At 27.8% G+C, this 26,612-nt stretch carries 19 protein-coding genes, 1 rRNA gene and 1 riboswitch; of the genes, 19 read left to right on the forward strand and 1 reads right to left on the reverse strand.

The window, feature by feature from the left end; genetic code table 11:
* Positions 1-60 precede the first annotated feature (60 nt).
* The 4 genes from rrf (at position 61) to CLPU_RS10410 (ending at position 5,567) form a co-directional block, all read left to right on the forward strand.
* Positions 61-177 (forward strand): 5S ribosomal RNA (gene rrf / locus CLPU_RS10395).
* Between the two features lie 412 nt (positions 178-589).
* Entirely contained in the window at positions 590-1,090 is a 501-nt protein-coding gene (locus CLPU_RS10400) for a thioredoxin family protein (protein WP_050355601.1), read from the forward strand.
* Positions 1,091-1,422: 332 nt separating this feature from the next.
* Positions 1,423-3,777: a vitamin B12-dependent ribonucleotide reductase gene (locus CLPU_RS10405; protein WP_050355602.1), complete on the forward strand. Its 2,355-nt coding sequence runs from the start codon at positions 1,423-1,425 to the stop codon at positions 3,775-3,777.
* Positions 3,778-4,322: 545 nt separating this feature from the next.
* The gene (locus CLPU_RS10410; protein WP_050355603.1) at positions 4,323-5,567 is read left to right on the forward strand and encodes an HlyC/CorC family transporter; all 1,245 of its coding nucleotides are present in this window, start codon (positions 4,323-4,325) and stop codon (positions 5,565-5,567) included.
* Between the two features lie 285 nt (positions 5,568-5,852).
* Here CLPU_RS10410 and CLPU_RS10415 read toward each other — a convergent pair whose 3' ends face one another.
* Complete coding sequence (locus CLPU_RS10415) at positions 5,853-6,290, reverse strand: YaiI/YqxD family protein (RefSeq protein WP_050355604.1); 438 nt, start codon at positions 6,288-6,290, stop codon at positions 5,853-5,855.
* A gap of 299 nt (positions 6,291-6,589) precedes the next feature.
* Between CLPU_RS10415 and CLPU_RS10420 the strand changes: the two genes are divergently transcribed.
* The 15 genes from CLPU_RS10420 to CLPU_RS10490 all read left to right on the forward strand — a co-directional run bounded on the left by CLPU_RS10420 (position 6,590) and on the right by CLPU_RS10490 (position 26,592).
* On the forward strand, positions 6,590-7,282 hold the full coding sequence (locus tag CLPU_RS10420; protein ID WP_050355605.1) for a response regulator transcription factor: 693 nt from the start codon (positions 6,590-6,592) through the stop codon (positions 7,280-7,282).
* The gene (locus CLPU_RS10425) at positions 7,260-9,458 is read left to right on the forward strand and encodes a HAMP domain-containing sensor histidine kinase (protein ID WP_050355606.1); all 2,199 of its coding nucleotides are present in this window, start codon (positions 7,260-7,262) and stop codon (positions 9,456-9,458) included. Before CLPU_RS10420 ends, CLPU_RS10425 begins: the two co-directional genes overlap by 23 nt.
* A gap of 440 nt (positions 9,459-9,898) precedes the next feature.
* A complete protein-coding gene (gene recQ, locus CLPU_RS10430; protein ID WP_050355607.1) occupies positions 9,899-12,088 on the forward strand; it encodes a DNA helicase RecQ in 2,190 nt (729 codons plus the stop codon).
* A 205-nt stretch (positions 12,089-12,293) separates the two neighbouring features.
* The gene (locus CLPU_RS10435) at positions 12,294-12,878 is read left to right on the forward strand and encodes a nitroreductase family protein (protein ID WP_050355608.1); all 585 of its coding nucleotides are present in this window, start codon (positions 12,294-12,296) and stop codon (positions 12,876-12,878) included.
* A 565-nt stretch (positions 12,879-13,443) separates the two neighbouring features.
* Positions 13,444-15,270, forward strand: coding sequence for an aldehyde ferredoxin oxidoreductase family protein (locus CLPU_RS10440; protein ID WP_050355609.1), 1,827 nt, complete (start codon positions 13,444-13,446; stop codon positions 15,268-15,270).
* A gap of 10 nt (positions 15,271-15,280) precedes the next feature.
* Positions 15,281-15,505 (forward strand): MoaD/ThiS family protein, encoded by a 225-nt coding sequence (locus CLPU_RS10445; protein WP_200898566.1) that lies wholly within the window; start codon positions 15,281-15,283, stop codon positions 15,503-15,505.
* A 4-nt stretch (positions 15,506-15,509) separates the two neighbouring features.
* Positions 15,510-16,193 carry a HesA/MoeB/ThiF family protein gene (locus tag CLPU_RS10450; RefSeq protein WP_050355610.1) on the forward strand — a complete coding sequence of 228 codons (684 nt, stop codon included), beginning with the start codon at positions 15,510-15,512 and terminating at the stop codon, positions 16,191-16,193.
* Positions 16,190-16,308: riboswitch (molybdenum cofactor riboswitch) on the forward strand. (Overlaps the previous gene by 4 nt.)
* A 411-nt stretch (positions 16,309-16,719) precedes the next feature.
* Positions 16,720-19,314 carry an ATP-dependent chaperone ClpB gene (gene clpB, locus CLPU_RS10455; RefSeq protein WP_050355611.1) on the forward strand — a complete coding sequence of 865 codons (2,595 nt, stop codon included), beginning with the start codon at positions 16,720-16,722 and terminating at the stop codon, positions 19,312-19,314.
* A 281-nt stretch (positions 19,315-19,595) separates the two neighbouring features.
* Positions 19,596-20,222 (forward strand): FMN-dependent NADH-azoreductase, encoded by a 627-nt coding sequence (locus CLPU_RS10460; RefSeq protein WP_050355612.1) that lies wholly within the window; start codon positions 19,596-19,598, stop codon positions 20,220-20,222.
* A 29-nt stretch (positions 20,223-20,251) separates the two neighbouring features.
* On the forward strand, positions 20,252-21,418 hold the full coding sequence (locus CLPU_RS10465; RefSeq protein WP_050355613.1) for an iron-containing alcohol dehydrogenase: 1,167 nt from the start codon (positions 20,252-20,254) through the stop codon (positions 21,416-21,418).
* Positions 21,419-21,625: 207 nt separating this feature from the next.
* Positions 21,626-21,994, forward strand: a complete 369-nt coding sequence (locus tag CLPU_RS10470; RefSeq protein ID WP_050355614.1) for a GntR family transcriptional regulator — start codon at positions 21,626-21,628, stop codon at positions 21,992-21,994.
* Positions 21,995-21,997: 3 nt separating this feature from the next.
* Positions 21,998-22,876, forward strand: a complete 879-nt coding sequence (locus CLPU_RS10475) for an ATP-binding cassette domain-containing protein (RefSeq protein ID WP_050355615.1) — start codon at positions 21,998-22,000, stop codon at positions 22,874-22,876.
* Positions 22,877-22,879: 3 nt separating this feature from the next.
* Positions 22,880-23,608, forward strand: a complete 729-nt coding sequence (locus CLPU_RS10480) for a hypothetical protein (protein WP_050355616.1) — start codon at positions 22,880-22,882, stop codon at positions 23,606-23,608.
* Positions 23,609-23,882: 274 nt separating this feature from the next.
* Positions 23,883-24,494 (forward strand): TetR/AcrR family transcriptional regulator, encoded by a 612-nt coding sequence (locus CLPU_RS10485; RefSeq protein WP_050355617.1) that lies wholly within the window; start codon positions 23,883-23,885, stop codon positions 24,492-24,494.
* Between the two features lie 22 nt (positions 24,495-24,516).
* Positions 24,517-26,592, forward strand: a complete 2,076-nt coding sequence (locus CLPU_RS10490; RefSeq protein WP_050355618.1) for an efflux RND transporter permease subunit — start codon at positions 24,517-24,519, stop codon at positions 26,590-26,592.
* The last annotated feature ends 20 nt before the right edge of the window (positions 26,593-26,612 follow it).

Genomic DNA, 26,612 nt, shown 5'->3' on the forward strand with positions numbered 1-26,612 from the left:
AGTAGCTGTGTAGTTTTGAAGGTACAAACCTTTAAAAAGAATATATTAAGTTAAAAGAAATCCAGTAACGATGGCGGAGGGGAAACACCTGTACCCATACCGAACACAGAAGTTAAGCCCTCCAGCGCTGATGGTACTTAGGCGGAAGCGCCTTGGGAGAGTAGGACGTTGCTGGGTTATTTTTATTTTTTGTAAGTATTTATAATATTGTATTAAAAAAAAGTATATATTATAATTTAATCAAATAATAAATTTAGTTCATTAAAGATAGTATAATAAAGTAACTACTTTAATATATTAAATGTAGGTGACAGATATATTAATATTCGGTTTTATTTATTAATTATTATATACAGATTACTTCTTTTTTTAGTACTATTTAATAATATATTTATTAAAATTTAATATACTATTTACTAAATTGTCATTAGATTGTTATACATATAGATATAATATATAGTTATGATTTAATATAATCGTTTATTAATAGATGCAAATTGTACATATTTTCGTTTAAAGTAAAACTATAAAAATATTTTTGATTATCTTATTATTTTATGTTTGTTACTTAAAACAGGGGGTATATTTTATGAAGATAAAAGACCTATTTGATGAAGGACTTACTTTTGATGAGTTCATAAAAACAGACACGGGTTCATATAGAGAAAAGACTTTAGAAATATTAGATAAGATTACTTTTGAAGAGGAATATATAAATAAGATAAAAAGTATAAAGCATAAAGTTAATATTTTGGTATGTGCCGAAATGTGGTGTCCTGATTGTATGATAAACTTACCTGTTATACAAAAAATGAAACAATATAATAATAATATAGAAATATCAATAATAGAGAAGGAAGGAAATGAAGAATTTTTTAAAGAATTTTGTCCTAGCGAGAAAATAAAAATTCCTACTTTTATTATCTATGATGAAAACTTCAAAGAGTTAGGAACTTTCATAGAACATCCTAAAGCTTTAAAAGAAATAGTAGCTAAGGGAAATGAGCCTAACATAATAGTATGTATGAGAAAGTATAACAAAGGTGAATACGCACAAGAAACTTTAAAAGACATACTAGAAGTTATATAGAAGCTAAAAAGCTTCTATTTTTTATTTATCATAGCTATAAAAGAAAAATCAAATTGACCTAAAATATAGTTTCTATAGAATAAACGGCTTAAATGTTTTTAAGAATAAATATTTAAATGTAATAAAAATTTTATCTGAATAAAAATTAGTTTTATAGTAAATCTAATATAAAGTTAAATTATGATAAGAAAAAACTTATAATATAAACTCTAATAATGATATATTAAAAATTTAGGCTAAATCCATTTTGACACTAAAATATCTTGGTGATACAATATATTGTATCGCTACTTGAATAGTACACTAAATATAGTTGTTGGAGGTATACATTAATGAAGTTAAGTAATAATGCTATTACTGTTTTAGAAAAAAGATATCTTACTAAAGATTTAGAGGGAAGATTGGTAGAAACACCAGAAGAATTATTCAAGCGTGTTGCGAAGCATATTGCAAAGGCTGATTCTATATATAATTCAAATGCTGATATAGAAAAACTGGAAGAAGAATTCTATAATATGATGACTAACTTAGAGTTTATGCCTAACTCTCCTACTCTTATGAATGCAGGGAAGGAGTTAGGACAATTATCAGCTTGTTTTGTTCTTCCTGTAGAAGACTCTATGGAAGGTATATTTGATGCTATTAAGAATGCTGCATTAATACATAAAAGTGGTGGAGGAACTGGATTTAGCTTTTCAAGATTAAGACAAAGAGGATCTACAGTAAGATCTACAGGTGGAGTAGCATCTGGTCCTATAAGTTTCATGAAAGTTTTTAATGCTGCAACTGAAGCAGTTAAGCAAGGTGGAACACGTAGAGGGGCCAATATGGGAATTCTAAGAATAGATCATCCTGATATAGAAGAGTTTATAGGATGTAAAAGTGATACCAGTGAAATTACAAACTTTAATATAAGCATAGGATTAACAGAAGAATTTATGAAAGCTGTAGAAAATAATGAGACATATAAATTAATTGATCCTCATACAAAAGCAATTGCTGGAGAATTAAATGCAAAAAAAGTATTTAATCATATTGTGGACATGGCATGGAATAATGGAGAGCCAGGAATAATATTCTTAGATAGAATAAATAAAGCTAATCCAACTCCTAATATTGGTGAAATAGAAAGTACAAACCCATGTGGAGAGCAACCATTATTACCGTATGAATCATGTAACTTAGGTTCGATAAATTTAGGAAAAATGATAAAAGAGACTAAAGATGGATATGAAATTGACTATAATAAGCTTGGTGAAACAGTTAAGAAAGCTGTTCATTTCTTAGATAATGTTATAGATATGAATAAGTATCCTCTAGATAAAATAGATGAAATGACTAAGCTTACAAGAAAAATAGGACTAGGAGTAATGGGATTTGCAGATGTTCTATTTATGCTAAAAATACCGTATAACTCAGAAGAAGGCGTTGAATTAGCTAGAAATATAATGAAATTTATTGATGATAAATCAAAAGAAGCTTCTATAGAATTAGCTAAAGTAAGGGGAGTATTTCCAGCATATGATGGCAGTATATTTAAGAAAAAAGGATTGAATCTTAGAAATTCAACAACTACTACAATAGCTCCTACAGGGACTATAAGTATAATAGCTGGAGCAAGTAGTGGAGTAGAGCCACTGTTTGCAATTTCTTTTGTTAGAAATGTAATGGATAATGATAAGTTACTAGAAGTTCATCCATTATTTGAAAAAGTAGCTAAAGAAAGAGGATTTTACTCAAAAGAATTAATGGAAAGAATAGCAGAAGAAGGTACTTTAGCACATATAGAGGAAATACCAGAAGATATCAAAAAAGTATTTGTTACTGCTCATGATATCTCACCAGAATGGCACATAAAAATGCAAGCTGCATTCCAAGAATATGTAGATAATGCTGTTTCTAAAACTGTTAATTTTGCAAATGAAGCTACTAAAAAAGATGTTGAAGAGGTATATGTATTAGCTTATAAACTTGGATGTAAAGGAGTAACTATATATAGAGATGGAAGTAGAGAAAATCAAGTATTAAGTACAGTAAAGAAAGAAGAACACAAAGATGAAGAATTAATAAAAGAAATTAGTAATCAAGATATATCACCTAGATTAAGACCTGATATTACACAAGGAATTACTGAAAAAGTGAAAATAGGTTGCGGTAACCTATATATAACAGTAAACTATGATGAAAATGGAATATGTGAAGTATTTACGAATTTAGGAAGAGCTGGAGGATGTCCAAGTCAAAGTGAAGCTACAAGTAGAATTATTTCTATAGCTTTAAGATCTGGAATGGATCCAAAAGAAATCATAGGGCAACTAAAAGGAATAAGATGTCACTCTACATTACGTCAAAGAGGTACTAATAAAGATATAAAAGTATTATCTTGTCCTGATGCTATAGGGAAAGCATTAGAAAGAGTATTAAATACCTATGTAGATGTAGATGAGTCAACTGTTGATGATATAGTGAGAGAACTGGAAGAAGAGATAAATCAAATACAAAAGCCAAACTGTAGTATTGAAGAATACAATACAGCAGAAGAATTATCAGCAGTTACAAGTACCCAAGAAGTGGAGCAGAAAGCTAAAAAATCTACAGGTTTTGTATGCCCTGAATGTAATCATAAGATAAATCATGAAGGTGGATGTGTAATTTGTCCTAACTGTGGATTTTCTAAATGTGGTTAAAATATAGAGAATATATAGAATAAAATCTATTAAAAGTAATTATTAATATAACTTAAAGATAGATAAATAAATTTTAAACTGGATATTTTACAAAACTTCTTGATTAGAAAATCAAGAAGTTTTTTTATGAAAAAATCATCATATGATTGACTTAATATTTTTTGATATAAGTTAATTATTAAAGGATATTTATACTTTATAGAGGATAAGGGTAGAAAGGGAAAATTTATAGAACTTATATTGCTAACTTTATTTAGTTAGACTAATTTGACATAAAATTAAAAATATTACTTTTATTATACAACTATAACATCTATATAAATTAGAAATTTGATATAATAAAATATATTAATATATAATTAAGACGTAATATTTAACTATAGCGATATAAACTAATCTAAGAATAGAAAAAAACTAATATTCAAGAAAAACGGGGTTTAATCTAGGAATTTAGATAAAATTGATAATTATATTGTAAATATAACGGTTAGGTTTATGGTATAATTAGTTAAAAAATACGTTATAATTCAGGAGTGTGATAAATTTTGGAACCAGATAACGTCTGGCAGTTTGTAGCTTTATTTATTCTTTTATCATTATCAGCTTTTTTCTCTGCATCAGAAACAGCTCTTATGTCATTAAGTAAAATTAGAATAAGACATATGGTAGATGAGAATATAAATGGTGCGACTTTGATTAACAAGCTAATTGAAAGTCCTAGTAAATTGCTAGGAGCTATATTAATAGGAAATAATGTAGTTAATATTGGAGCATCTGCTTTAGCCACTTCATTGGCAATAGATTACTTTGAAACTAATGGTGTTGGTATTGCAACAGGTATAATGACTATACTTGTATTAATATTCGGTGAAATAACGCCAAAATCACTAGCAGCACAAAACTCTGAAAAAGTTTCTCTAAAGGTTGTAAAGCCAGTGTATATTATAACTACCATATTAAAGCCTATTATTTCAGTTCTAATATATATTACGAACTTTATAGTTAAAATTTTAGGTGGAAATCCTGAAAAGCAACAACCATTTATTACGGAAGAAGAACTAAAAACTATTGTAAATGTTAGTCACGAAGAAGGAGTTCTAAAAGTTGAGGAAAAACAGATGATATATAATGTTTTTGAATTTGGAGATTCACAAGCTAAAGACATAATGACCCTTAGAACCGATATGGCTACGCTTAGCATAGATGCTACTTACGATGAAGTAATAAAGATATTTAAAGAAGAACAGTTTTCAAGAATACCTATATATGAAGAAACTTACGATAACATTGTGGGCGTTTTGTATATAAAAGATTTAATTTTCTTTGAAAATGACAAAGAAAATTTTAATATAAAAACTTATATGAGAGAACCTTACTTCACATATGAATTTAAGTATACATCAGAGCTTTTTGCAGAAATGCGAGCAGAAAGAATTCCTATGGCTATTGTATTAGATGAATATGGTGGAACATCTGGAATTATTACATTAGAAGATTTAGTGGAAGAGATAGTCGGAGATATTAGAGATGAATATGATGAAGAAGACGATGAAATAGAAGTTATCAAAGAAGATGAATATATCGTTGATGGAAGCGTAAAGATAGATACTGTTAATGAAATGATAGGAGTTAATATAGAATCAGAAGACTTTGATTCTATAGGTGGATTTGTTATAGGAATACTAGGGAGATTTCCTAAATCAGGAGAAACTGTTGAACACGATAATATAAAATTCATAATAGAAAATATAGATAAAAATAGAATAGAGAAGCTTAGAATAATGACTTAATAGGCTTTTATTAAAGCTTAAAATAAAGAATAAAGCATAGAAGATATTTATTTTAAAAATAACATAAGTATCTTTCTATGCTTTTATTATTGTATATAAATATCATAAAAAAATATAGTTAAGCGTTTTATTTAAATAGATAGGTTAGATGTTCAAAATAAAAAATATATGAAGCTTAGTATATACTGTACATAACTTTACATAAGAATAAAGTTATGCACAGTTATTTTTTATTTTGAAAAGATAACTGTGCATAATTGCATAATTTAAGAAAGAAAGTTTCAATTATAGGTATTCCTCAATTAAAGCTTTGAAATTTTTCTCAAATTGTTGATCTGCTAGAGGATTTCTTTTTTTAAACTTTGAATATTGTTTATGTTTTCTGCGAAGTTCTTGATTAAAGTGACGACGAGCTAATAATCCATCTATATTACGCGAAGATATTATAAATCCATTTTGATTTATACATAAAGCACCTTTAGAAAGAGCCATTGCTGCAAGGCCATAATCTTGTGTAACAATAATATCATTTTTCTCAGATTTATTTACAATGTAAAAATCAGCACTGTCTCTAGATTTATCAACTGTTATTATGGTAGCATATGGATCATCTATATTATGTGAATAATTCTTAACTAACATAATATCCAAGTTATATTCTTGTGCTATTCTAACGGCTAGTTTAACAACAGGGCAACCATCTGCATCTACAAGTATTTTCATATTATCACCTCTTATTATTGTAACACATATTTAGTTATATATTATTCTAGACAAATACCACTATAATTAGTATCTTAAAATATAAAAAATAAAGAATCTTAAGATTTAAAAAGAAACACTATGATAAGGCAAGTTAAACGAGATATTTAGATACTATCCTAATATCTTATTAGCTTTCTTAAGAAACTTTTAAGAATTTTAATAGATCGTTTGTAAATAATTGCTATTAAAATAAAACTGTGATTGCGGTAAAAAAGATAACAAAATGCTATAATGTTAAGTGGAAAGAGGTGGTATGAATGTCTAAATATAATGTACTAGTTGTAGATGATGAAGATGAAATAAGAGATGCTATAGAGATATATTTAAAAAGTGATGATATAAAAGTTCTTAAAGCCAAAGATGGTATAGATGCTTTGATGATTTTAGGAGAAAATGATGTGCATCTTATAATAATGGATATAATGATGCCAAGAATGGATGGAATTAAAGCTACTTTCAAAATTAGAGAAAATAAAAACATTCCTATAATAATGCTTTCAGCAAAATCAGAAGATACAGATAAAATACTGGGACTTAATGTAGGGGCAGATGATTATATTACGAAGCCTTTCAATCCATTAGAACTTACAGCAAGGGTTAAGTCACAGTTGAGGAGATACATGAACTTTGGAAACTATAAAGAAAGCCCTGATAAGATAAATGTACGAGGACTTATATTAGATAAAAGTACAAAGACCATTACAGTAGATGGAGAAGAAGTAAGACTTACTCCCACCGAATATAAGATACTTGAACTTTTAATGAAAAATAAAGGTAGAGTATTTTCTATTGAACAAATATATGAGAACGTATGGAATGAACCTTGCTATAACGCAGAGAATACTGTTGCAGTTCATATAAGAAGAATAAGAGAAAAAATAGAGATAAATCCTAAAGAACCGAAATATCTAAAGGTGGTGTGGGGGATTGGATATAAGATCGAAAAATAAATATATATATTTATTTGCTTTTATTGTAGCTATATATATATTAGCACTTGCTTTATTGACAGCGTGGGATTTTAACAAGTACAAATATTATTTTAGTGACGATTTTCATGAAAATAGCCAAATTATAAGTAATAGTTTATATGAATATAAAGAAAATTTAATGAAATTACTTATAACTTTTAATGATTATGAAAATAAAATTCCTGATAGTAAAGTAAATGATATAGAAATTAATAATATTAAAAATAAACATGAACAAACGTTACTAGACCAAATGGCAGCCATAAAGAATCAATACGATGAGCGAATTGATTCTGAATATGAATTTGGGAATATAAGTTTAAGTATAGAAATATATGATGAAATGATAAAAAAGCTTAAAGAATTCAAATCTCAAAATACTAAAAGCATGGAAGACTTCAAACATGAGGCTATAATTAATAAAGATGATAAATACAAAAAAACAATAAAATATATAGATAATAGAGCAAATATTAAATATTATTTTGTAGATAACACAAGTAAAAAGACATATACAAACATTGAAAATATAACAGACGTTAATGAGTATATAAAAAAGTTTGCTTTATATAGCGAAAAAATTTCACATAAAGATATTATTAATAAATATAACTATAGTGGTGAATTTATCAATAAACATGAACTAGAAGGATATATTATTATTCCTAAGAAAGCAAATGGATATAGTCAAATACATGAAGATATAAAATATATGAAAAATGTAAAAGAGAGATTGGGTAAAGAGAGAATAATTTTCATCGTATCATCAATTATCGGACTTACTATAATAGGAGTAATAATAAAAAATAAAGGGTTAAAGTTTCCGAAATTTATTAGGAACGTTAGTAATATATGTAGCAAATTTCCGATAGAGTTAAGAGTAGCTTTATTATTTATATATACACTTATTACTATTGTTTATATTGATGCAGTGAAGTTTTTCTATTTTCCTTTAGGAGTAGGACATATAATAACTCTTACTTTTATAGCTATTTATGTAACATATATTATAATTAACATAAGTGGAGCTTTAAAATTATTTAAGAATAAAAATGAACTTAGACTTCAATTGAAAAAAGGTTTAATCTATAGAGGTGTCATCTATATTAAAGAAGGTATTATTAATATTAAAGACAGCGTACAAATTCAAAGTCCGTTTTTTAGATTATGTATAATTATTGCATTTAATGCATCAGTGTTTATGTTTATGTCTATATTAATTTTTTATTTTGTAAATAAAAGTACAAAACTTACTCTATTTTTGCTTTTGATTGTTGTAGCCTATTTTCCTTTAACATTAAGTTATATATTAAAAAAGATAGGTAGCATAAATAAAATAATACAAGGAGTAGAGGAAATATCATATGGTAACTTAAACTATGAAGTAAAGGTGAGAGACAAAGGAAGACTATCAAATGTAGCTTATAATTTAAATAATATGAGAGACGGATTTAAAAAATCCTTAGAAGAACAGATAAAAAGTGAAAGATTAAAAACAGAACTTATAACTAATGTATCGCATGACTTAAAAACTCCTCTAACTTCTATAATAAACTATATAGATTTATTAAAAAATAATAATCTATCTAAAGATGAATTAGAAGGATATATTGGAGTATTGGATAGAAAATCTCAAAGACTTAAGATTCTTATAGATGACCTTTTTGAAGCAGCAAAGTTATCTAGTGGGGAAGTAAAACTAGATATTCAGAAGGTAGATGTAGTTGCTTTACTAAATCAAGCTATGGGAGAGTTAAATGAGAAAATTAAAAAATCTCATTTGACATTTAGAGTTAATACTTCAAAGCAAAATATGTATGCAAATCTTGACGGTAAAAAGACATGGAGAGTATTTGAAAATTTACTATGTAATATCTTAAAATATTCGCAACCTAATACTAGAGTGTTTATAGATATAATTGAAGAAAATAAAAAAGTTATAATTATTATGAAAAATACGTCAGCATATGAACTAGATTTTAATGTAGAAGAAATCTTTGAAAGATTTAAAAGAGGAGACAAGTCTAGAACTACAGAAGGATCAGGTCTTGGACTTGCAATTGCAAAGAGTATTGTTGAGCTTCAGGGAGGAAAACTTGATATTAAGATAGATGGTGATCTTTTCAAAGTTATTATTGAATTTTATAATGATTAATATTAGCTATTCTAAAATTGTACATTATGGGTTAATAATAATTGATATTCATATTCTAATTATCTAAATTTTTTATAATGCGAATAATATATTAGATTTAGATATTAAATGCTTTTAAAAGCATTATTTATATAGTTTATGTATAAAAGTGTTTTAAACTTAGAAGATAAGACTAGAATTAATGATGTATAGAAGATTAAAATTGAACAAAAAACTAATTACTATTATAATATAGATTAGAGATATATAATGATGTATTTGATTAAAATAATACGGTACGGATAGAAAGTTAAATAAACCTTAATATTAATAAACTAAATGAGATACAAATAAGAGTCAGATTGAGCCTGACTCTTTTATCATATAAAAATATAAAGGAAATCATAGCAAGTTCAATATTATTTTGATACATAAATATGTTTAAGAAAGGGGGATATATTATGAATATAAATAAGGCATTGAAAACATATTTTGGATATGATGAATTTAGAAAAGGTCAATCAAATCTTATTAATGGAATCCTTACTGGTCATGATGTATTAGGAATTATGCCTACAGGAGGAGGAAAATCACTTTGTTATCAATTACCTGCTGTTATATTAGATGGAATTACAGTAGTTATTTCACCTTTAATATCTCTAATGAAGGATCAAGTCGATTCATTAAATGAAATTGGTATTTCTGCTACTTACATTAATAGCACTCTTGAAAATAGTGAGTTAATATATAGATTAAAAGAAATAAGAGAAAATAAATATAAAATTATCTATGTTGCACCAGAACGATTAAATACTAGTATGTTTTTAGAATTAGTAAAGGACATAAAAGTTTCTCTAGTTGCTGTAGATGAAGCACATTGTATAAGTCAATGGGGACACGATTTTAGACCAAGTTATCTTGAAATACCTAAATTTATTAATTCATTGAACATAAGACCTATAGTAGCTACTTTTACTGCAACTGCAACAAAAGAAGTAATTGAAGAAATAAAATATCTAATACAACTTAAAAATCCTGTAGAGACCATAACAGGATTTGATAGACCTAACTTATTCTACAGTGTAGTAAAACCTAGTGATAAGTTTAAGTATGTAGTTGATTACTTAGGTAACAATTTTAAAGATTGTTCAGGAATAATATATTGTTCTACAAGAAAAATAGTTGAATCCTTAGTAACAAAATTAGAGGCTAAAGGATTTTCTGTTGTTGGATATCATGGAGGAATGGATTCGGAACTAAGAAATGAGAACCAAGAAGACTTTATTTTTAATAGAAAAAAAATTATAGTAGCAACAAATGCATTTGGAATGGGAATAGACAAGCCTGATGTAAGATTTGTGATTCACTATAATATGCCTAAAAATATGGAGGCTTATTATCAAGAGGCTGGAAGAGCAGGACGAGATGGTGAGAAAAGTGAATGCATTTTAATGTACTCTCCATCAGATATTGTAAAGCAAAAGTATATTATTGAAAATGATACTTTAGATACTGAAAGACAAAAAGGATTGTATAAGAATCTTCAGTATTTAATAGATTTCTGTCATACAAATGATTGTTTAAGAAATCAAATATTAACTTACTTTGGGGAAGAAATAAAAACGAATAAGTGTGATAGTTGTGGAAACTGTTTAGATGAATCTGAAATGATTGACATAACTATTGAAGCTCAAAAAATACTGTCTTGTGTCTATAGAGCAAATGAAAGATACGGAACAAAAGTTATTATACAAACTTTAAGAGGATCTAGGAGTAAGAATATATTAATGTACGGATTAGATAATGTGTCTACTTATGGGATTATGAAAGATTATGGAGAAGCTGCAATAAGAGAAATAATGATGACCCTTGTTTCAAAAGGTTACTTATATATGACGGCGGATAAGTTTCCTGTTATTAAACTGACAGAAAAATCTCGTGAAGTCTTAAAAGGAGAAGTTAAACTTTATCATAAGAAAGATTTAGTAGATAAAAAACAAGATGAAAAAGGTAAATTAGAAATTCATAACTTTGAATTTGATAAGGATTTATTTAATAAATTAAAAGATATAAGACATCAGATAGCAGTAGAAAAGAATGTACCACCATTTGTAATCTTTCATGATGTAACACTAAAGGAAATGTCAGCATATTTACCACAATCTAAAGATGAGTTTTTAACAATAAAGGGCGTAGGATTAAGAAAATATGAAAGTTATGGAGATAACTTCATCAATGTAATTAAAGAATATTGTAAAGAGAAAGATATAAATATTGATGAAATAAGAGCTAGATTACAAGAAGATTTTGATCAAAGAGAATATGGTAATCAAAAACAAAGTAATAGTGATAATCTTAATAAATATGAGGAAACATACAATTGTTACTTAGAAGGTGTTTCCCTATATGAAATATCACAAAAAAGAGGATTTACAGAAGATACTATTATAAAGCATCTAATAAAATGTCAAGAAGATGATAAGCATGTTGATTGGTCAAAGTTTATTGATGACTCAGAAAAAGAAAACAAAATATTAACTGCTGCAAATGAGGCAGGAATAGATAGGCTTAGACCTATTAAGGATCTTTTACCAGAAGATATTAGCTATAGCGATATTAAGATAGTATTACTTAAACACGAGTTAATATAAACTTGTATTATAGAATTGCTTGATTTAATATAATAGATACAATGATTTTAAATTTACTTTTTTACAAAATATATTAGTTTTTCTATTAAAAATAGATTTAAACTTATAAAAGATAGGTATATATGATAATGTTGTATACTTTTATAGTAAATTTGAAATTTAAAATAATTGAAATGTAAAACAAGTTATTAGAAAGGATGATAACATGGCTGAGACTTTTGAAGCTATACTAAAAAGACGTACTATAAGAAAATATAAAAAAGATGAGGTTCCAACTGAAAAAATAAAGAAAACATTAGAGGCTGCAAATTGGGCACCTTCAAATGGAAATAGTCAACCATGGGAATTTATAGTTACAAAAGGAGAATATGTTGATAAGGTATGTAACATATTTTATAATTGGGCAAAAGATTATATACCAAATGCTCCATATATTCCAACTGAAAAGAAAGCAGGAATGCTTGAATATGCTAAAGACTTTGGAGGTGCTCCAAATCATATAATAGTAACTTATGAAGTTTATGATGATGAGATAAAAACAGAAGAATCTTTAATGGCTGCAAGTGCTGCTATTCAAAATTTAACTTTATCAGCTTATGAGGAAGGACTAGGAACAGTTTGGATTGCAGGACATGTTGCACATGAAGAAGAAACAAGAAAAACTTTAAATATACCTGAAAATAGAAAAATAGCTGGAATTATTCCAATAGGTTATCCAGACATGGACCCACCAGCACCACCAAGAGTAGATCCAGAATTAAAAGAGAAAGTTAAATGGTTGGGATATTAATTATATATAAAAATAAGAGACTAATTTATTAGTCTCTTATTTTTATCATAAACCGAAATAAAGGTAGGTCTACGAAAATGATGGGTAAAAAAACAATCGATGTAAGAATATTTGAGCTAATCTGTGAATAAGGATTTAATGGCAAAATTGGGATAGTAAAAAATATGTTAGAACTAAAAAGAAAGCACTTAATACAAAAGCTATAGTCAGGTTTGAAACTTTACCAGGAAAATATCTTTTTTAAGTTTTTAAACTAAGTAGCCTAAAGAGGAAATTTTACATTTATCTTAAACAGATTTCGTATAGTACTATTTTAGACAATAATAGTAACATTTTAATTATAGATAAATAGAAGCTTCTAATCTTTTAAGTAGAAGTTTTTTACTTTTATAAAAAATTATATTGAGATATTAAATCTATATTTTAGATGTTAAAAGGTTAAATAAATAAATTTAATATTATAATTAAATTTAATGACTATTCATGTCAATTAGCATCATTGAATAAAAAAATGAGTTTGATATAATGAAATTGTAACAAAAATATTGTAAAGGAGGTTTAAATTATGTATGGTTATATGGGTAAGGTTTTGCGTGTAAATCTGACAAAAGGTACGTGTTTATATGAAGATTTAAACATGGAAAATGCAAAAAACTTTATTGGAGCCAGAGGTCTTGGTGTAAAAACTTATATTGATGAAGTTGATCCGAATGTGGAAGCCATAAGCGAAGAAAATAAAATTATATTAGCTACAGGCCCAGTTACAGGCACTATGGCTCCAACAGGTGGACGTTACATGGTAATTTCAAAAGCTCCATTAACAGGAACCATAGGAACAGCAAATTCTGGAGGATTTTTTGGAACACATATAAAAAAATCTGGACTTGATATGATTATTATCGAGGGAAAGGCCAAAGAGCCTGTTTATTTACTCATTGAAGATGATAAAGCAGAGCTTCGTAGTGCAAAGCATTTATGGGGCAAAAAACTAGAAGACACCACAAAAACTTTAAAATCAGAAACAAGTAACAAACACAAAATACTGGCAATAGGACCAGCTGGTGAAAATTTATCACTTATGAGTGCTATTATGAATGATATTGACAGAGCTGCTGGTAGAGGCGGTATGGGAGCTATAATGGGCTTTAAAAATTTAAAAGCTATATCTATTTTAGGTACACAAACAGTTAAAGTTCCTAATAAGGACAAATTTAGAGAAGTAGCAAAAGAAAAAATTAATTTAATTAAAAATGACCCTGTTGGTGGTACAGGATTACGTGCTTATGGTACAGCAGTTCTTGTAAATATAATTAATGAAAATGGCATGCACCCTGTTAAAAACTTTAAAGAAGGATACACTGGTCTAGAAAAAATAGATAAAGTTAGTGGTGAGACTTTAGCTAGTGAGCATCTAACAAGAGCAGTAGGTTGTGCTTCGTGCCCTATTTCTTGTGGACGTGAAGTAAAGCTTCCAAACGGAGATATAGTAGGTGGGCCAGAATATGAAACCATATGGTCATTTGGACCAGACTGTGATAACTATGATTTAGACTCTGTTAATATTCTTAATATGTTATGTAACGAGTATGGATTAGACACAATATCAGCAGGAGCGACTCTTGCAGCTGCTATGGAACTATATGAAAATGGATTTATAAAGGACGAAGAACTACAAAGTGATGGATTAAGTCTTAAATGGGGCGACAAAGATTCTATGATAAAATGGTTACACAAAATAGCACTTCGTGAAGGTTTTGGAGCTAAAATGACAGACGGTTCATACAGACTTTGTGAAAGCTATGATCAAGTAGATACAAGTATGAGTGTGAAAAAACAAGAAGTTGCAGCTTATGACCCACGTGGAGCAAAAGGAATTGGACTTAACTATGCAACTAATAATAGAGGCGGTTGCCATATTAAAGGTTATATGATTAATCCAGAAATCTTAGGTTATCCTACAAAAGTTGATAGACTTACGGATGACAAAGACAAGGTAGACTTAACTGTTATAGTTCAAAACTTAACAGCAGTAGTTGATTCTATGGGTATGTGTATATTTACAACTTTTGGACTTAAAGATAATCAGGATTATGCAGATATTTTAAATGCTGTATGTGGTACAGATTATACGGGAGATACTTTATTAGAAGTTGGTGAAAGAATTTATTCATTGGAGCGTATGTATAATGAAAAATGTGGTTTCTCACGTGCTGATGATACACTTCCTAAGAGATTAACTGATGAAGCTATGCCAAGTGGTCCAGTAAAGGGTGAAAAAGTAAACTTAGAGAAAATGCTTGATAACTACTATATATCACGTGGTTGGTCACAAGATGGTATAGTTACAGAAGAAACTAAAAAACATCTTGGATTACAAGATTGTTTTGCATAGAGGTTTTCTTATGAATGATATAAAAGTTGAAGTAAGATTATTTGCATATTTAAGAGATAATAGGGGAAAAGTTGTTTATACTAACGCAGATACAATTCGTAAAGTTTTGGACGAACTAAAAATATCTGATGAAGATGCTCACATTATTTTGGTCAATGGACATGATGCAAATAGAGAAGATTCTTTAAAAGATGGAGATGTATTATCAATTTTTCCACAAGTAGGTGGAGGTTGATAAAATGAATTTTGAAAGATATATTAAAAATCTAAACTCTTTTTCTAAAGAAGAAATAGAAGATATATATATGAAAAAGGTGTGTATTGTTGGTTGTGGTGGTCTTGGAGGCTATACAAGTCAAATTTTAGCTCGATTTGGAGTAGGGCATATTACTGTAGTTGATGGTGATGTGTTTGTAGAAAGTAATTTAAATAGACAGTTGTTTGCTACAGAAAAAACAATTGGTAAATATAAAGTTGAAGTTTGTAAAAGTGTTTTAGAAGAAATAAATAGTAGTATAAATATAAAAACCTTTAACTGTATGGTTTCAGAGGTAAATGTAAACGATATCATAAAAAACCATGACATTGTAATAGATTGTTTGGATAATATAGAAACAAGATTATTACTTGAAAAAGCCTGTTATGAAGAGAATATACCTTTAGTACATGGTGCAATTGCAGGATTTTTCGGTCAAGTTACAACCATATATCCAGGTGACAAAACTCTTGAAAAAATTTATAAAAATAAAAATAAAGGTATAGAAAGTAAATGGGGTAACCCGTCTTTTATTCCACCTACTATAGCTTCTATACAATGTTGTGAAGCAATAAAAGTTTTGGTAGGAAAAGGAGAAGTTTTTAGAAATAAACTTTTATATGTAGATTTATTAAATAACGATTTTGAAATGATAGAAATTAGTTGAATAAAATCTTCCGAGTCTTATATACCTAAAGGTTTTTCCTATGGTATAAGACCAATGGGTACATGTAGAAATGTATGTGCCTCCCGAATTGGAAAGGAATGTGTTTAGCATGGTTTTTCTATGCTTAAAAAACAGTCCTTTACAGGACTGTTTTTTCACTTTATATAGATAAAATGAGCTAATTATGTTAAGAGAATATATTTGACTTAGTAGAAAATAAGTAAATTTACTTTTAAATCAGAAAAAATATTACGAACTTTAAAAGAAGGTATGATTTTGATCAAAATCATACCTTCTTTTGTCAACAATCCGAAAGACTAATTTATTAGCCTATTATTCTATATGTTCATAATCATATTAAATCTACTTTTTCAGATAATTTAATATAAATCATTTATATAAAGTATCAAAATAAGGTAAAATAATAAGAATATAAATATATTTAGTTATTGATTTTTTTATGTAAAATAATTATAATAAAAACAAAGGTCAAAGAAAGTCAAAGTTAGACTTAAGGAGTGATAATATGAACTTTGAAAAATTTACTCAAAAGTCAGGAGAGGCAATATCATTAGCAACACAAGAAGTTATTAAAAATGAAAATCAACAAATAGAGGAGATACACTTACACTATGCTTTGCTAGAACAAGAAGATGGTTTAATTCCGAAACTTATAGAACTCATGGGAATAGATATAAATAGTTTGAAGAATGAAGTAAAAAATGAAATAAATAAGTTACCAAAAGTACATGGACAAAATGTATCATCACCTTATGCTAGTAGAACATTAACAAAAATACTAATGAATGCAGAAGATGAGGCTAAGAAGTTTAAAGACAGTTATGTAAGTGTAGAACACTTATATATATCAATTATAAAAGAAAAAAATATTCAGTCACAAAATATATTTAAGAAATATAATATTACTTTGGCTAAATTCTTAGATGCTCTTAATAAAGTAAGGGGAAATCAAAATATAACATCAGATAATCCAGAAGATACTTATAATGTACTTCAAAAGTATGGTAGAGACTTAGTAGAAGAAGCTAAAAGAGGAAAGATAGATCCTATAATAGGTAGGGATAATGAAATAAGAAATGCTATTAGAATACTATCAAGGAGAACCAAGAATAATCCAGTTTTAATAGGTGACCCTGGAGTAGGTAAGACAGCTATAGTTGAAGGATTAGCTCAACGAATAGTTAATGGAGATGTTCCAGAAGGATTAAAAAATAAGACGATATTTTCGTTAGATATAGGAGCATTAATAGCAGGAGCTAAATTCAGAGGAGAATTTGAAGAAAGATTGAAGGCTGTCCTAAAAGAGATACAGAAATCAGAGGGGAATATCATACTATTTATAGATGAGATACACACTATAGTAGGTGCTGGTAGAACAGAAGGCGCTATGGATGCTAGTAACATCTTAAAACCAATGTTAGCTAGAGGTGAACTACATTGTATAGGAGCTACTACACTAGATGAATATAGAAAATATATAGAAAAAGATGCAGCGTTAGAAAGAAGATTCCAAAAAGTTATAGTAGACCAACCTTCAGTGGAAGATTCTATAGCAATCTTAAGAGGAATAAAAGAAAAATATGAAATACATCATGGAGTACGTATAGCTGACAATGCGGTCATAGCTTGTGTTACTCTTTCTGATAGATATATAAGTGATAGATTTTTACCTGATAAGGCTATAGATTTAATGGATGAAGCAGCATCTATGCTTAGGATGGAAATAGATAGTATGCCATTTGAACTAGATGAACTTAGAAGAAAAATATTACAATTACAAATAGAAGCTCAATCACTTAAAAAAGAAAAAGACGAAAGTTCTTTAAAAAGACTTGAAGATATACAGAAAGAGATATCTAGTCTAGAAGAAGAAGCTAATGAGTTAAAAGCTCAGTGGGAATTAGAAAAAGAAGGAATTAAGAGAATAAGTGATATAAAGAAAGAAATAGATGCTACTAAAATCCAAATAGAAGAGGCAGAAAGAAAATATGATTTAGAACGTATAGCTATATTAAAACATGGTAAGTTAGTAGAGCTAGAAAAACAGCTAGAAGAAGAAAAAGAAAAACAAAATAACAAAGAAAATACTATGTTAAGAGAAGAAGTAACTAGCGTGGAAATAGCAGAAATAGTGGCAAGATGGACTGGAATACCAGTATCAAAGTTAGTTGAAGGAGAAAGACAAAAATTACTTCATTTAGAAGAGATACTGCAAAAAAGAGTTATTGGACAGGATAAAGCAGTGAAAGATGTTTCAGATTCTGTCATAAGAGCTAGAGCTGGACTTAAAGATATAAATAAACCTATAGGTTCATTTATATTCTTAGGACCTACTGGTGTAGGTAAGACAGAGTTAGCTAAAACTATTGCAGAAGCTCTATTTGATAGTGAAAAAAATATTATAAGAATAGATATGAGTGAGTACATGGAAAAACATTCAGTGTCTAGACTTATAGGATCACCTCCAGGATATGTAGGATATGATGAAGGCGGACAATTAACAGAATCAGTTAGAAGAAAACCATATAGTATAGTACTATTTGATGAAATAGAAAAAGCTCATCCAGATGTATTTAATATACTTCTTCAAGTATTAGATGATGGAAGGCTTACAGACAATCAAGGTAGAACAGTGGACTTTAGAAATACTATTATAATAATGACTTCTAATATAGGATCTGACTATTTAATTGAAGGAATAGATGAAAATGGAGAAATAAAAGAAGATACAAAAAATGAAGTAATGGATATGATGAGAATTAGTTTCAAACCAGAATTTCTAAATCGTATAGATGAAATTATAATGTTCAAACCATTATCTAAGGATAATATTTATAAAATAATAGACTTACTATTAAATGATATAAAGTCAAGATTAAGAGATAGAAATATAGATATAAATCTGACTGAAAAAGGGAAAGAATATATATTAAATAATGCATACTCTCATAATTATGGTGCAAGACCTATAAAAAGATATTTACAGAAGTTTATAGAAACGGAATTAGGTAAAATGATTATAAGAGGATATATAACAGATAAGGATAATGTAGTGGTTGATGTTGAAAATGACCAGCTAGTAATAATTAAAGAAAACTAAAATAGAATAAAAAAATGAAATGAAAGAACTGTGTATCATTATAAGAAATATTTATGACCATATGGTTAATAGGATACACAGTTCTTTTTTATTATGATTTAAGTTACTGTGTGAATAAATAATATGTAAATTTTACTTATGCAGATATTGACATGAAAGCTCATTAATATATGTTAAAATGATAATATATAAACAAGATAATTTGTAAAGTATAATTTATTTTAAGGACAACATAATTGAGGTATAAATTAAACATGGAAAATTAAGAAAGGGAGAAAACTATGAGTAAAGTATTGTATATAACTTGCAATCCCAAAAAAGAAGAAGAATCATATAGTTTATCAATAGGTAGGAGATTCTTAAATCTTTATAAACAAAAAAATACACAAGATGAAATAATCGAGATAGATTTATATAAAATTGAATTGCCTATAGTAGATATAGATGTTATAACAGGATGGAATAAATCTAAACATAAAGATAGCTTAACTTACATAGAAAATACAAAGCTACAGGAAATAGATCAATTTGTAAATCAGTTTGTAGATGCAGATAAATATATATTTGTAAGTCCATTATGGAATATGAGCATTCCTACTAAATTAAAACAGTATATAGATACAGTTATGGTAGCTGGTAAGACTTTTAAGTATAGTTCAACTGGTATGATTGGACTTCTAAAGGACAAGAAAGCTTTACACATTCAAGCATCTGGAGGTACTTATTCTATAGGAAAAAATAAGCATCTTGAATTTGGAAATAGCTACCTTAAAGCTTTACTTAAGACAGTAGGTGTTAGACATATAGATTCAATTTTAGTTGAATCTACTTCAAAATCTGCTTATATTCATGAAAAAATAATGGAAAAGGCAGATAAAAGGATAGAAGAAGTACTAAGTACTTTCTAAATATTTAAAATAAAGGAGAAGGTGATATTTTGGATAACTTCATATTTGAAAATCCTACTAAAGTAATATTCGGACAAGATACTATTAAAAACATTGGAACAGAAATAAAAAGTCACAATGTAAAAAAAGTATTAGTGCTATATGGAAAAGGATCTATATTTAAAAATGGCGTTTATGATACAGCTATAGGTTCTTTGAAAGAGAATGATATAGATATTATAGAAATAGGTGGAGTAAAATCCAATCCTGTACTTTCAAAAGTATATGAAGCAATAGAAGTTGGGAAGAAAGAAAAGGTAGACGGAATACTGGCTATTGGTGGAGGAAGCACAATAGATACAGCAAAGACTGTTTCTGCAGGTATATGCTATGAAGGAGATATATGGGATGCATTTGAAAAAACATATATAATAGACAAAGCTCTTCCAATATTCACTATTCTAACTATATCTGCTACAGGATCGGAAATGAATGGAGGATGTGTAATAACAAAAGAAGATGAAAAGAAAAAGTGGAGTACAAGTGCTTCAGTATTATATCCTAAAGTTTCTATAATAGACCCAACTATACAATCTACTCTTCCAAAAGAGCAAACTGTATATGGAGCAGTAGATGCAATAAGTCATATATTAGAGTGTTACTTTATAGGTGGAGATAAAACTGATGTTATAGATGAAATGTCAGAAGGAATAATTAGAACTATAATGAAACATTCGAAGATACTTATAAAAGATCCAAATAATTATAATTCACGATCTCAACTAGCATGGAGTGCTACATTAGCGTTAAATGGAAATCTTAAAATTGCGAAAAACGGTGGGGATTGGGCAACACACGGAATAGAACATTCAGTAAGTGCTTTTACTGATGTAGCTCATGGAGCAGGGCTTGCCATAATACATCCTGCTTGGATGAAATATGTTTATAAAGAAGATGTAAATAAGTTCAAAAGGTTTGGTGAAAATATATTTGGTATAAAAGAAGGTACAAGCGAAGAAATAGCTCTAGAAGGGATATCAAAACTAAAAGAATTTTTCAAAGATTTAGGTGCACCTACTACGTTAAAAGAACTAGGCATAAAAAAAGAAGAGTTAGATAAATTTGCAGATAATACTGAACTAGTAACACCTTTAGGAAGACTTAAGGCTTTGAACAGACAAGATATACTTAATATATTAAAAATTGCATATGAATAATAACTAAAAATAAAAAGAATAAATCAAATGATTTATTCTTTTTATTTTTTACATTGATACTTAGTAAGTTACAGAGCTTTGATTTTTAGCAAAACTTTTATTCAATGTATAAATAAAATTAATTTTAAAAAATGGTTGATAAAAGAATGGTAAAGTTATATACTTAATTACATAACTAATGAACCATATAACTAAGGAGGTGAAATCTTGAAACCTACTTTAAATACTGACAAATCTATATATGTTCAAATAGCAGAAAATATAGAAAATGATATATTAAATGAAAATTTAAAAGAAGATGATCAAGTTCCTTCTACGAATCAATTTGCTAACTTCTATAAAATTAATCCTGCTACTGCTGCTAAAGGAATAAATATACTTGTAGATGAAGAAGTCATATATAAAAAAAGGGGCATAGGAATGTTTGTTAGTAAAGGAGCTAAAGAAAAAATACTTAAAAAGAGACAACAAATTTTCTTTGATGAAACCATACCAGAAATACTGATGGAGGCAAAGCGATTAGAGATAACACCTAGCGAACTTGTAGAGGCTATTAATAAATATAAGGAGGGATAGTTAATGAGTGTGATTATAGAATGTAGAGATTTATCTAAATCTTTCAAGAAAACAGAAGCATTAAAAAATATAAACTTAAATATAAAAGAAAATAAAATTTATGGGCTAATAGGTAGAAATGGTGCAGGAAAAACTACACTTCTTCATACTCTTACAGGTCAGTATTTAAAAGATAAAGGTGAAATAAATATATTTGGTGAAGAAGTTTTTGAAAATAGAAATGTACTTGATAGGATTTGTTTTGTAAAAGACAATGAATTTCCTTTAGAAGATTATAAGGTAAAAGATATATTTAGGTTTTCTGAAGTATTCTATGATAACTGGGATAATGAATTTAAGGATAGGCTTATAAAAGAGTTTGAAATCAATATTAATAAAAAATACAAAAGTCTTTCAAGAGGTATGAAAACTTCAGTGGCTATAATAATAGGATTTGCAAGTCGTGCACCTATAACTATATTTGATGAACCTTCTTTAGGATTAGATGCTGTTATGAGAGATAAGTTTTACAATTTATTATTAGAAGACTATCAAGAAAATAAAAGAACAATTATATTATCAACTCACCTCATAGATGAAATAAGTAATGTTTTAGAAGAGATAATTATAATAGACAGAGGACAAATAATTTTAAATGAAAATATTGAGGAATTGATGGAAAAAGCTCATTATATATCAGGAAATGAATCAGAGATATTAAAAATTATTGAAAATAAAAATATACTCTACAAGGAAAGCTTTGGAAGTACTTCTATTGTTATGATATTTGACGAATTAAACGAAGATGAAAAAAGAAAATTAAGGGAGTCAAATATAGAAATTAGTAGAGTTCCTTTACAAAAATTATTTATACATTTTACAAATAGTAAGGAGGTCAACTAAGATATGGAGTCACTAAAAAAGCAGCTAAAATTTCATTATTTATATAATAAAAAGGCTTTTTTAATATTTTGGGGAATAGTAATAGCTTTTAATATCTTTGGTATAATATATAACTCTTTTATAAGAGTTATGGTTAATGGAGGCACAATCCATATAGGTATAGGGTTAAATAGTGGAGGTAAGATAAGTAATGTAGGAGGAAACTATATTCCTATCATAATATATATAATTGTTACTTCTATTATGATGTATAGTGAAGCATTTAAAGCATTAATTGGATTTAGCAGTACGAGAAAAGATAGTTATAAGGGAATCGTTGCTTTTCATGTTGTTCTTTCACTTGCTATGACTATCGTTCAAGTGGTTCTTCTAAATATAGAATCAATTATTATTCCTTTATTAGGCTTAAATAAAACATATCTATCATTTAATGAGTATTTTCCTGGTGGAATTTATCTATTTCTTATAACTTTTGCTATATTTTTAGCATCATGTGGTGTGCTTAATTTAATTTCAGGATTGTCATATAGATTTGGGAAACGAGTTTGGATATATGCAGCTGTTATTGTAATATTTGCACCTGTAGTATTAATGGAGAGAATAATTTTACCAATATACAATATGTTTTTAATTAATAATCTTTTTACTATTTTTTTATTTTTAATTAGTATATCTGTTATATGTTTTTATTTAGGGTGGATTTCTATAAGAAAATGCGATTTGAAAAAATAATTAGTAAGTTTAATAAATCTATGTGATGATATGGGAAGATATATGTAATTATATTGGATAAAACTAGATATAAAGTTTAAAATAAATATTTAAAATATAATATAAAATAACTCAAAGAAGTCTCTTATTCGTTGGAATTAAGGGACTTTTGTTTATTTTAAAATGAAATAAAATAATAATAAAAAGTTGAATAAAAAAATTGACTATTGGTCATTTTAATGCTATAATACAAAAAAAGAAAAAATGACCAGTGGTCATAAATAGGAGAGATAGTATGGGTAGTAAGATGAGTAAGTCTGATGTAAACAAAAAGCAAAAAGAGATGGCTATATTTAATTCTGGATATGAATTATTTGTAAACAAAGGATTTAATGAGACTGCTATTAGTGAAATATCAAAAAAAGCTGGGGTAGCTAAAGGTACTTTTTATTTGTATTTTAAAGATAAAAATGACCTTTTAGATAAAATAATTCTCAAGAAAAGTGCTAGTGTTATAAAAAAAGCTAATGAAAAAGCTATTAAAGAAGAGCTTAGTGATTTCACAGAAGAAGTTATATTTTTTACTAATGAAATAATTGATTATTTAGAGGAGAATAAACTTCTTTTGAAAATAATCCATAAAAATCTTTCCTGGGGATTATTTAGAAAGGCCCTTACTAATAAAGAACACAACAAAGAGATAGAAGAAATATATAATTATCTAATTACAAAGCTAGAAGAGTACGGACTAGGGACTGAAGATGTAGAAAAGACACTATTTATAATAATAGAGTTAATAGGTTCTGTTTGTTATAGTTCAATAATTTTAAAAGAGCCATCACCAATAGAAGAAATGAAACCAATATTATTCAAAATGATTAAAAAACTATTAATGAAGCAATCTTAGTGAACAGAAAGGAGTTGAAAATATGAAGGGGCTATCAAGTTTTATTGCTCATCATAGAAAAACAGTTTTAGTTATTGCTTTGCTTTTAATTATTCCTTCTATTTTTGGAATGATTAAAACAGATATAAATTATGACTTACTTACTTATTTACCAGATAATCTTGATTCTGTAAAAGGTCAAGATATTGTAGACGAGGTTTTTGGTAAAGCAGCTACAGGTATGCTTGTAGTAGAAGGTATGGATAGTAGAGACGTTGAGAAAGTTAAGGAAAAAGTTGAAAAGGTTGAAGGTGTAAAACAAGTTACTTGGATAACAGATATTACTGATTTAAGTATACCAAAAGAAATTCTACCTAAAGATATCAAAGACATATTTTATAGGGAAAATTCTACACTTCTTATGATAGATTTTAATGGTTCAGGATCTTCAGAAGAGACTGAGAAAGCTATAGATGGAATTAGAAGTGTTGTAAATAAGCAGTGTTTTCTAAGTGGAGTTTCCACAATACTTAAAGATATGAAATACCTAGTAATAAAAGAAACACCATTATATGTTATCATAGCAACAATTTTATCAGCATTAGTATTAGGTTTGACTGTAGAATCAACTGTAGTTCCGTTTATATTTCTTTCTTCTATAGGGCTAGCTATATTGTATAACTTTGGAACCAACATATTCTTAGGGGAGATATCTTATATAACTAAATCTCTTGCAGCAGCTTTACAGTTAGGGGTTACTATGGACTTCTCTATTTTCTTACTACACAGATATGAAGAAGAACTAAGGTATACAAGTGATAAGGAAGAAGCTATGTCTCATGCTATTACAAAAACTATGGGATCTATAACAGGTAGTTCATTAACTACTATAGCAGGATTTTTAGCATTAGTTACTATGAAACTTGGATTAGGAAAAGACTTAGGGATTGTTATGGCTAAGGGAGTTCTGTTAGGAGTTATATGTACAGTAACGATATTACCGGCGCTTATCCTAACTTTTGATAAGTATATACACAAATATACACATAAAACAGTATTACCAGAGTTTGAAAGAATACCAAACTTCATAACTAAACATTCTAAACTTTTAGTTGTCATTGCTTTAGTATTATTTGTACCATTTTTCTATGGACAAAGTAAATTACAAGTTTACTATAATGTAGACCAGTCATTACCAAAAGATCTGGATTCAATAGTAGCTTTAAACAAATTAAAAACAGAGTATAATATGACAACTACTCACATGATTGTTGTAGATGGAAAAGTACAGTCACATGAAATGAACAATATGATAAGTAAAATAGAAAAAGTTGATGGAATAAATCAAGTTCTAACTTATGATAAATTTGTAGGACCTATGGTTCCTAGAGAAATGATACCTGATAGTATAAAAGAGACTTTTGAAAAAGATGGTTATAAGATGTTGCTAGTGAACTCAGAGTATAAAGCAGCTACAAAAGAACAAAATCAGCAAATTGATAAATTAAACAAGATAATAAAATCATATGATAAAAATGCTAAAATTACAGGTGAAGGTGCTTTAACGAAAGATTTAGTTGAAATCGCAGATGTAGACTTTAAGAATGTAAATGTTACTTCAACAATAGCAGTATTTGTAATAATTATGATAGTATTCCGTTCTATATCAATTCCTGTAATACTAGTTTCAGCTATAGAACTTGCAATATTTATAAATATGGGGATTTCGTATTTTATGGGAGCAACAGTACCGTTTATAGCTTCTATAGTTATAGGAACAATACAGTTAGGAGCTACAGTAGACTATGCGATACTTCTTACAACTAGATTTAAGGAAGAAATGGCTAGTGGATTAGATAAGTATGAAGCTATGAAGATAAGTATAAAAGAATCTTCGAAATCAATTATAACAAGTGCTTTTGCTTTGTTTGCATCAACAGTTGGTATAAGCTTAGTAGCTCAAATAAAAATGGTGGGTAGTATCACAATGATGATATCAAGAGGAGCTATTATAAGTATGTTTGTAATAATATTTATTTTACCTTCTATCTTATTATTAACAGAAGGTATAGTTGCAAAAACAACTATAGGCTGGAGAAAAAAATCAGAAGCTAAGTAATATAAAGTTTCAAGGGAGGA

The sequence above is a fragment of the Gottschalkia purinilytica genome (assembly GCF_001190785.1).
Lineage (GTDB): Bacteria > Bacillota > Clostridia > Tissierellales > Gottschalkiaceae > Gottschalkia_A > Gottschalkia_A purinilytica.

What these genes read in the sequence shown, in the direction of transcription:
- CLPU_RS10450 (WP_050355610.1), top strand. Translation starts at nt 15,510, where the DNA reads ATGAATTTTGAAAGATATATTAAAAATCTAAACTCTTTTTCTAAAGAA.
- CLPU_RS10440 (WP_050355609.1), top strand. Translation starts at nt 13,444, where the DNA reads ATGTATGGTTATATGGGTAAGGTTTTGCGTGTAAATCTGACAAAAGGT.
- CLPU_RS10480 (WP_050355616.1), top strand. Translation starts at nt 22,880, where the DNA reads ATGGAGTCACTAAAAAAGCAGCTAAAATTTCATTATTTATATAATAAA.
- CLPU_RS10490 (WP_050355618.1), top strand. Translation starts at nt 24,517, where the DNA reads ATGAAGGGGCTATCAAGTTTTATTGCTCATCATAGAAAAACAGTTTTA.
- CLPU_RS10485 (WP_050355617.1), top strand. Translation starts at nt 23,883, where the DNA reads ATGGGTAGTAAGATGAGTAAGTCTGATGTAAACAAAAAGCAAAAAGAG.
- CLPU_RS10405 (WP_050355602.1), top strand. Translation starts at nt 1,423, where the DNA reads ATGAAGTTAAGTAATAATGCTATTACTGTTTTAGAAAAAAGATATCTT.
- CLPU_RS10460 (WP_050355612.1), top strand. Translation starts at nt 19,596, where the DNA reads ATGAGTAAAGTATTGTATATAACTTGCAATCCCAAAAAAGAAGAAGAA.
- CLPU_RS10400 (WP_050355601.1), top strand. Translation starts at nt 590, where the DNA reads ATGAAGATAAAAGACCTATTTGATGAAGGACTTACTTTTGATGAGTTC.
- CLPU_RS10435 (WP_050355608.1), top strand. Translation starts at nt 12,294, where the DNA reads ATGGCTGAGACTTTTGAAGCTATACTAAAAAGACGTACTATAAGAAAA.
- clpB (WP_050355611.1), top strand. Translation starts at nt 16,720, where the DNA reads ATGAACTTTGAAAAATTTACTCAAAAGTCAGGAGAGGCAATATCATTA.
- CLPU_RS10420 (WP_050355605.1), top strand. Translation starts at nt 6,590, where the DNA reads ATGTCTAAATATAATGTACTAGTTGTAGATGATGAAGATGAAATAAGA.
- CLPU_RS10415 (WP_050355604.1), bottom strand. Translation starts at nt 6,290, where the DNA reads ATGAAAATACTTGTAGATGCAGATGGTTGCCCTGTTGTTAAACTAGCC.
- CLPU_RS10475 (WP_050355615.1), top strand. Translation starts at nt 21,998, where the DNA reads ATGAGTGTGATTATAGAATGTAGAGATTTATCTAAATCTTTCAAGAAA.
- recQ (WP_050355607.1), top strand. Translation starts at nt 9,899, where the DNA reads ATGAATATAAATAAGGCATTGAAAACATATTTTGGATATGATGAATTT.
- CLPU_RS10445 (WP_200898566.1), top strand. Translation starts at nt 15,281, where the DNA reads ATGAATGATATAAAAGTTGAAGTAAGATTATTTGCATATTTAAGAGAT.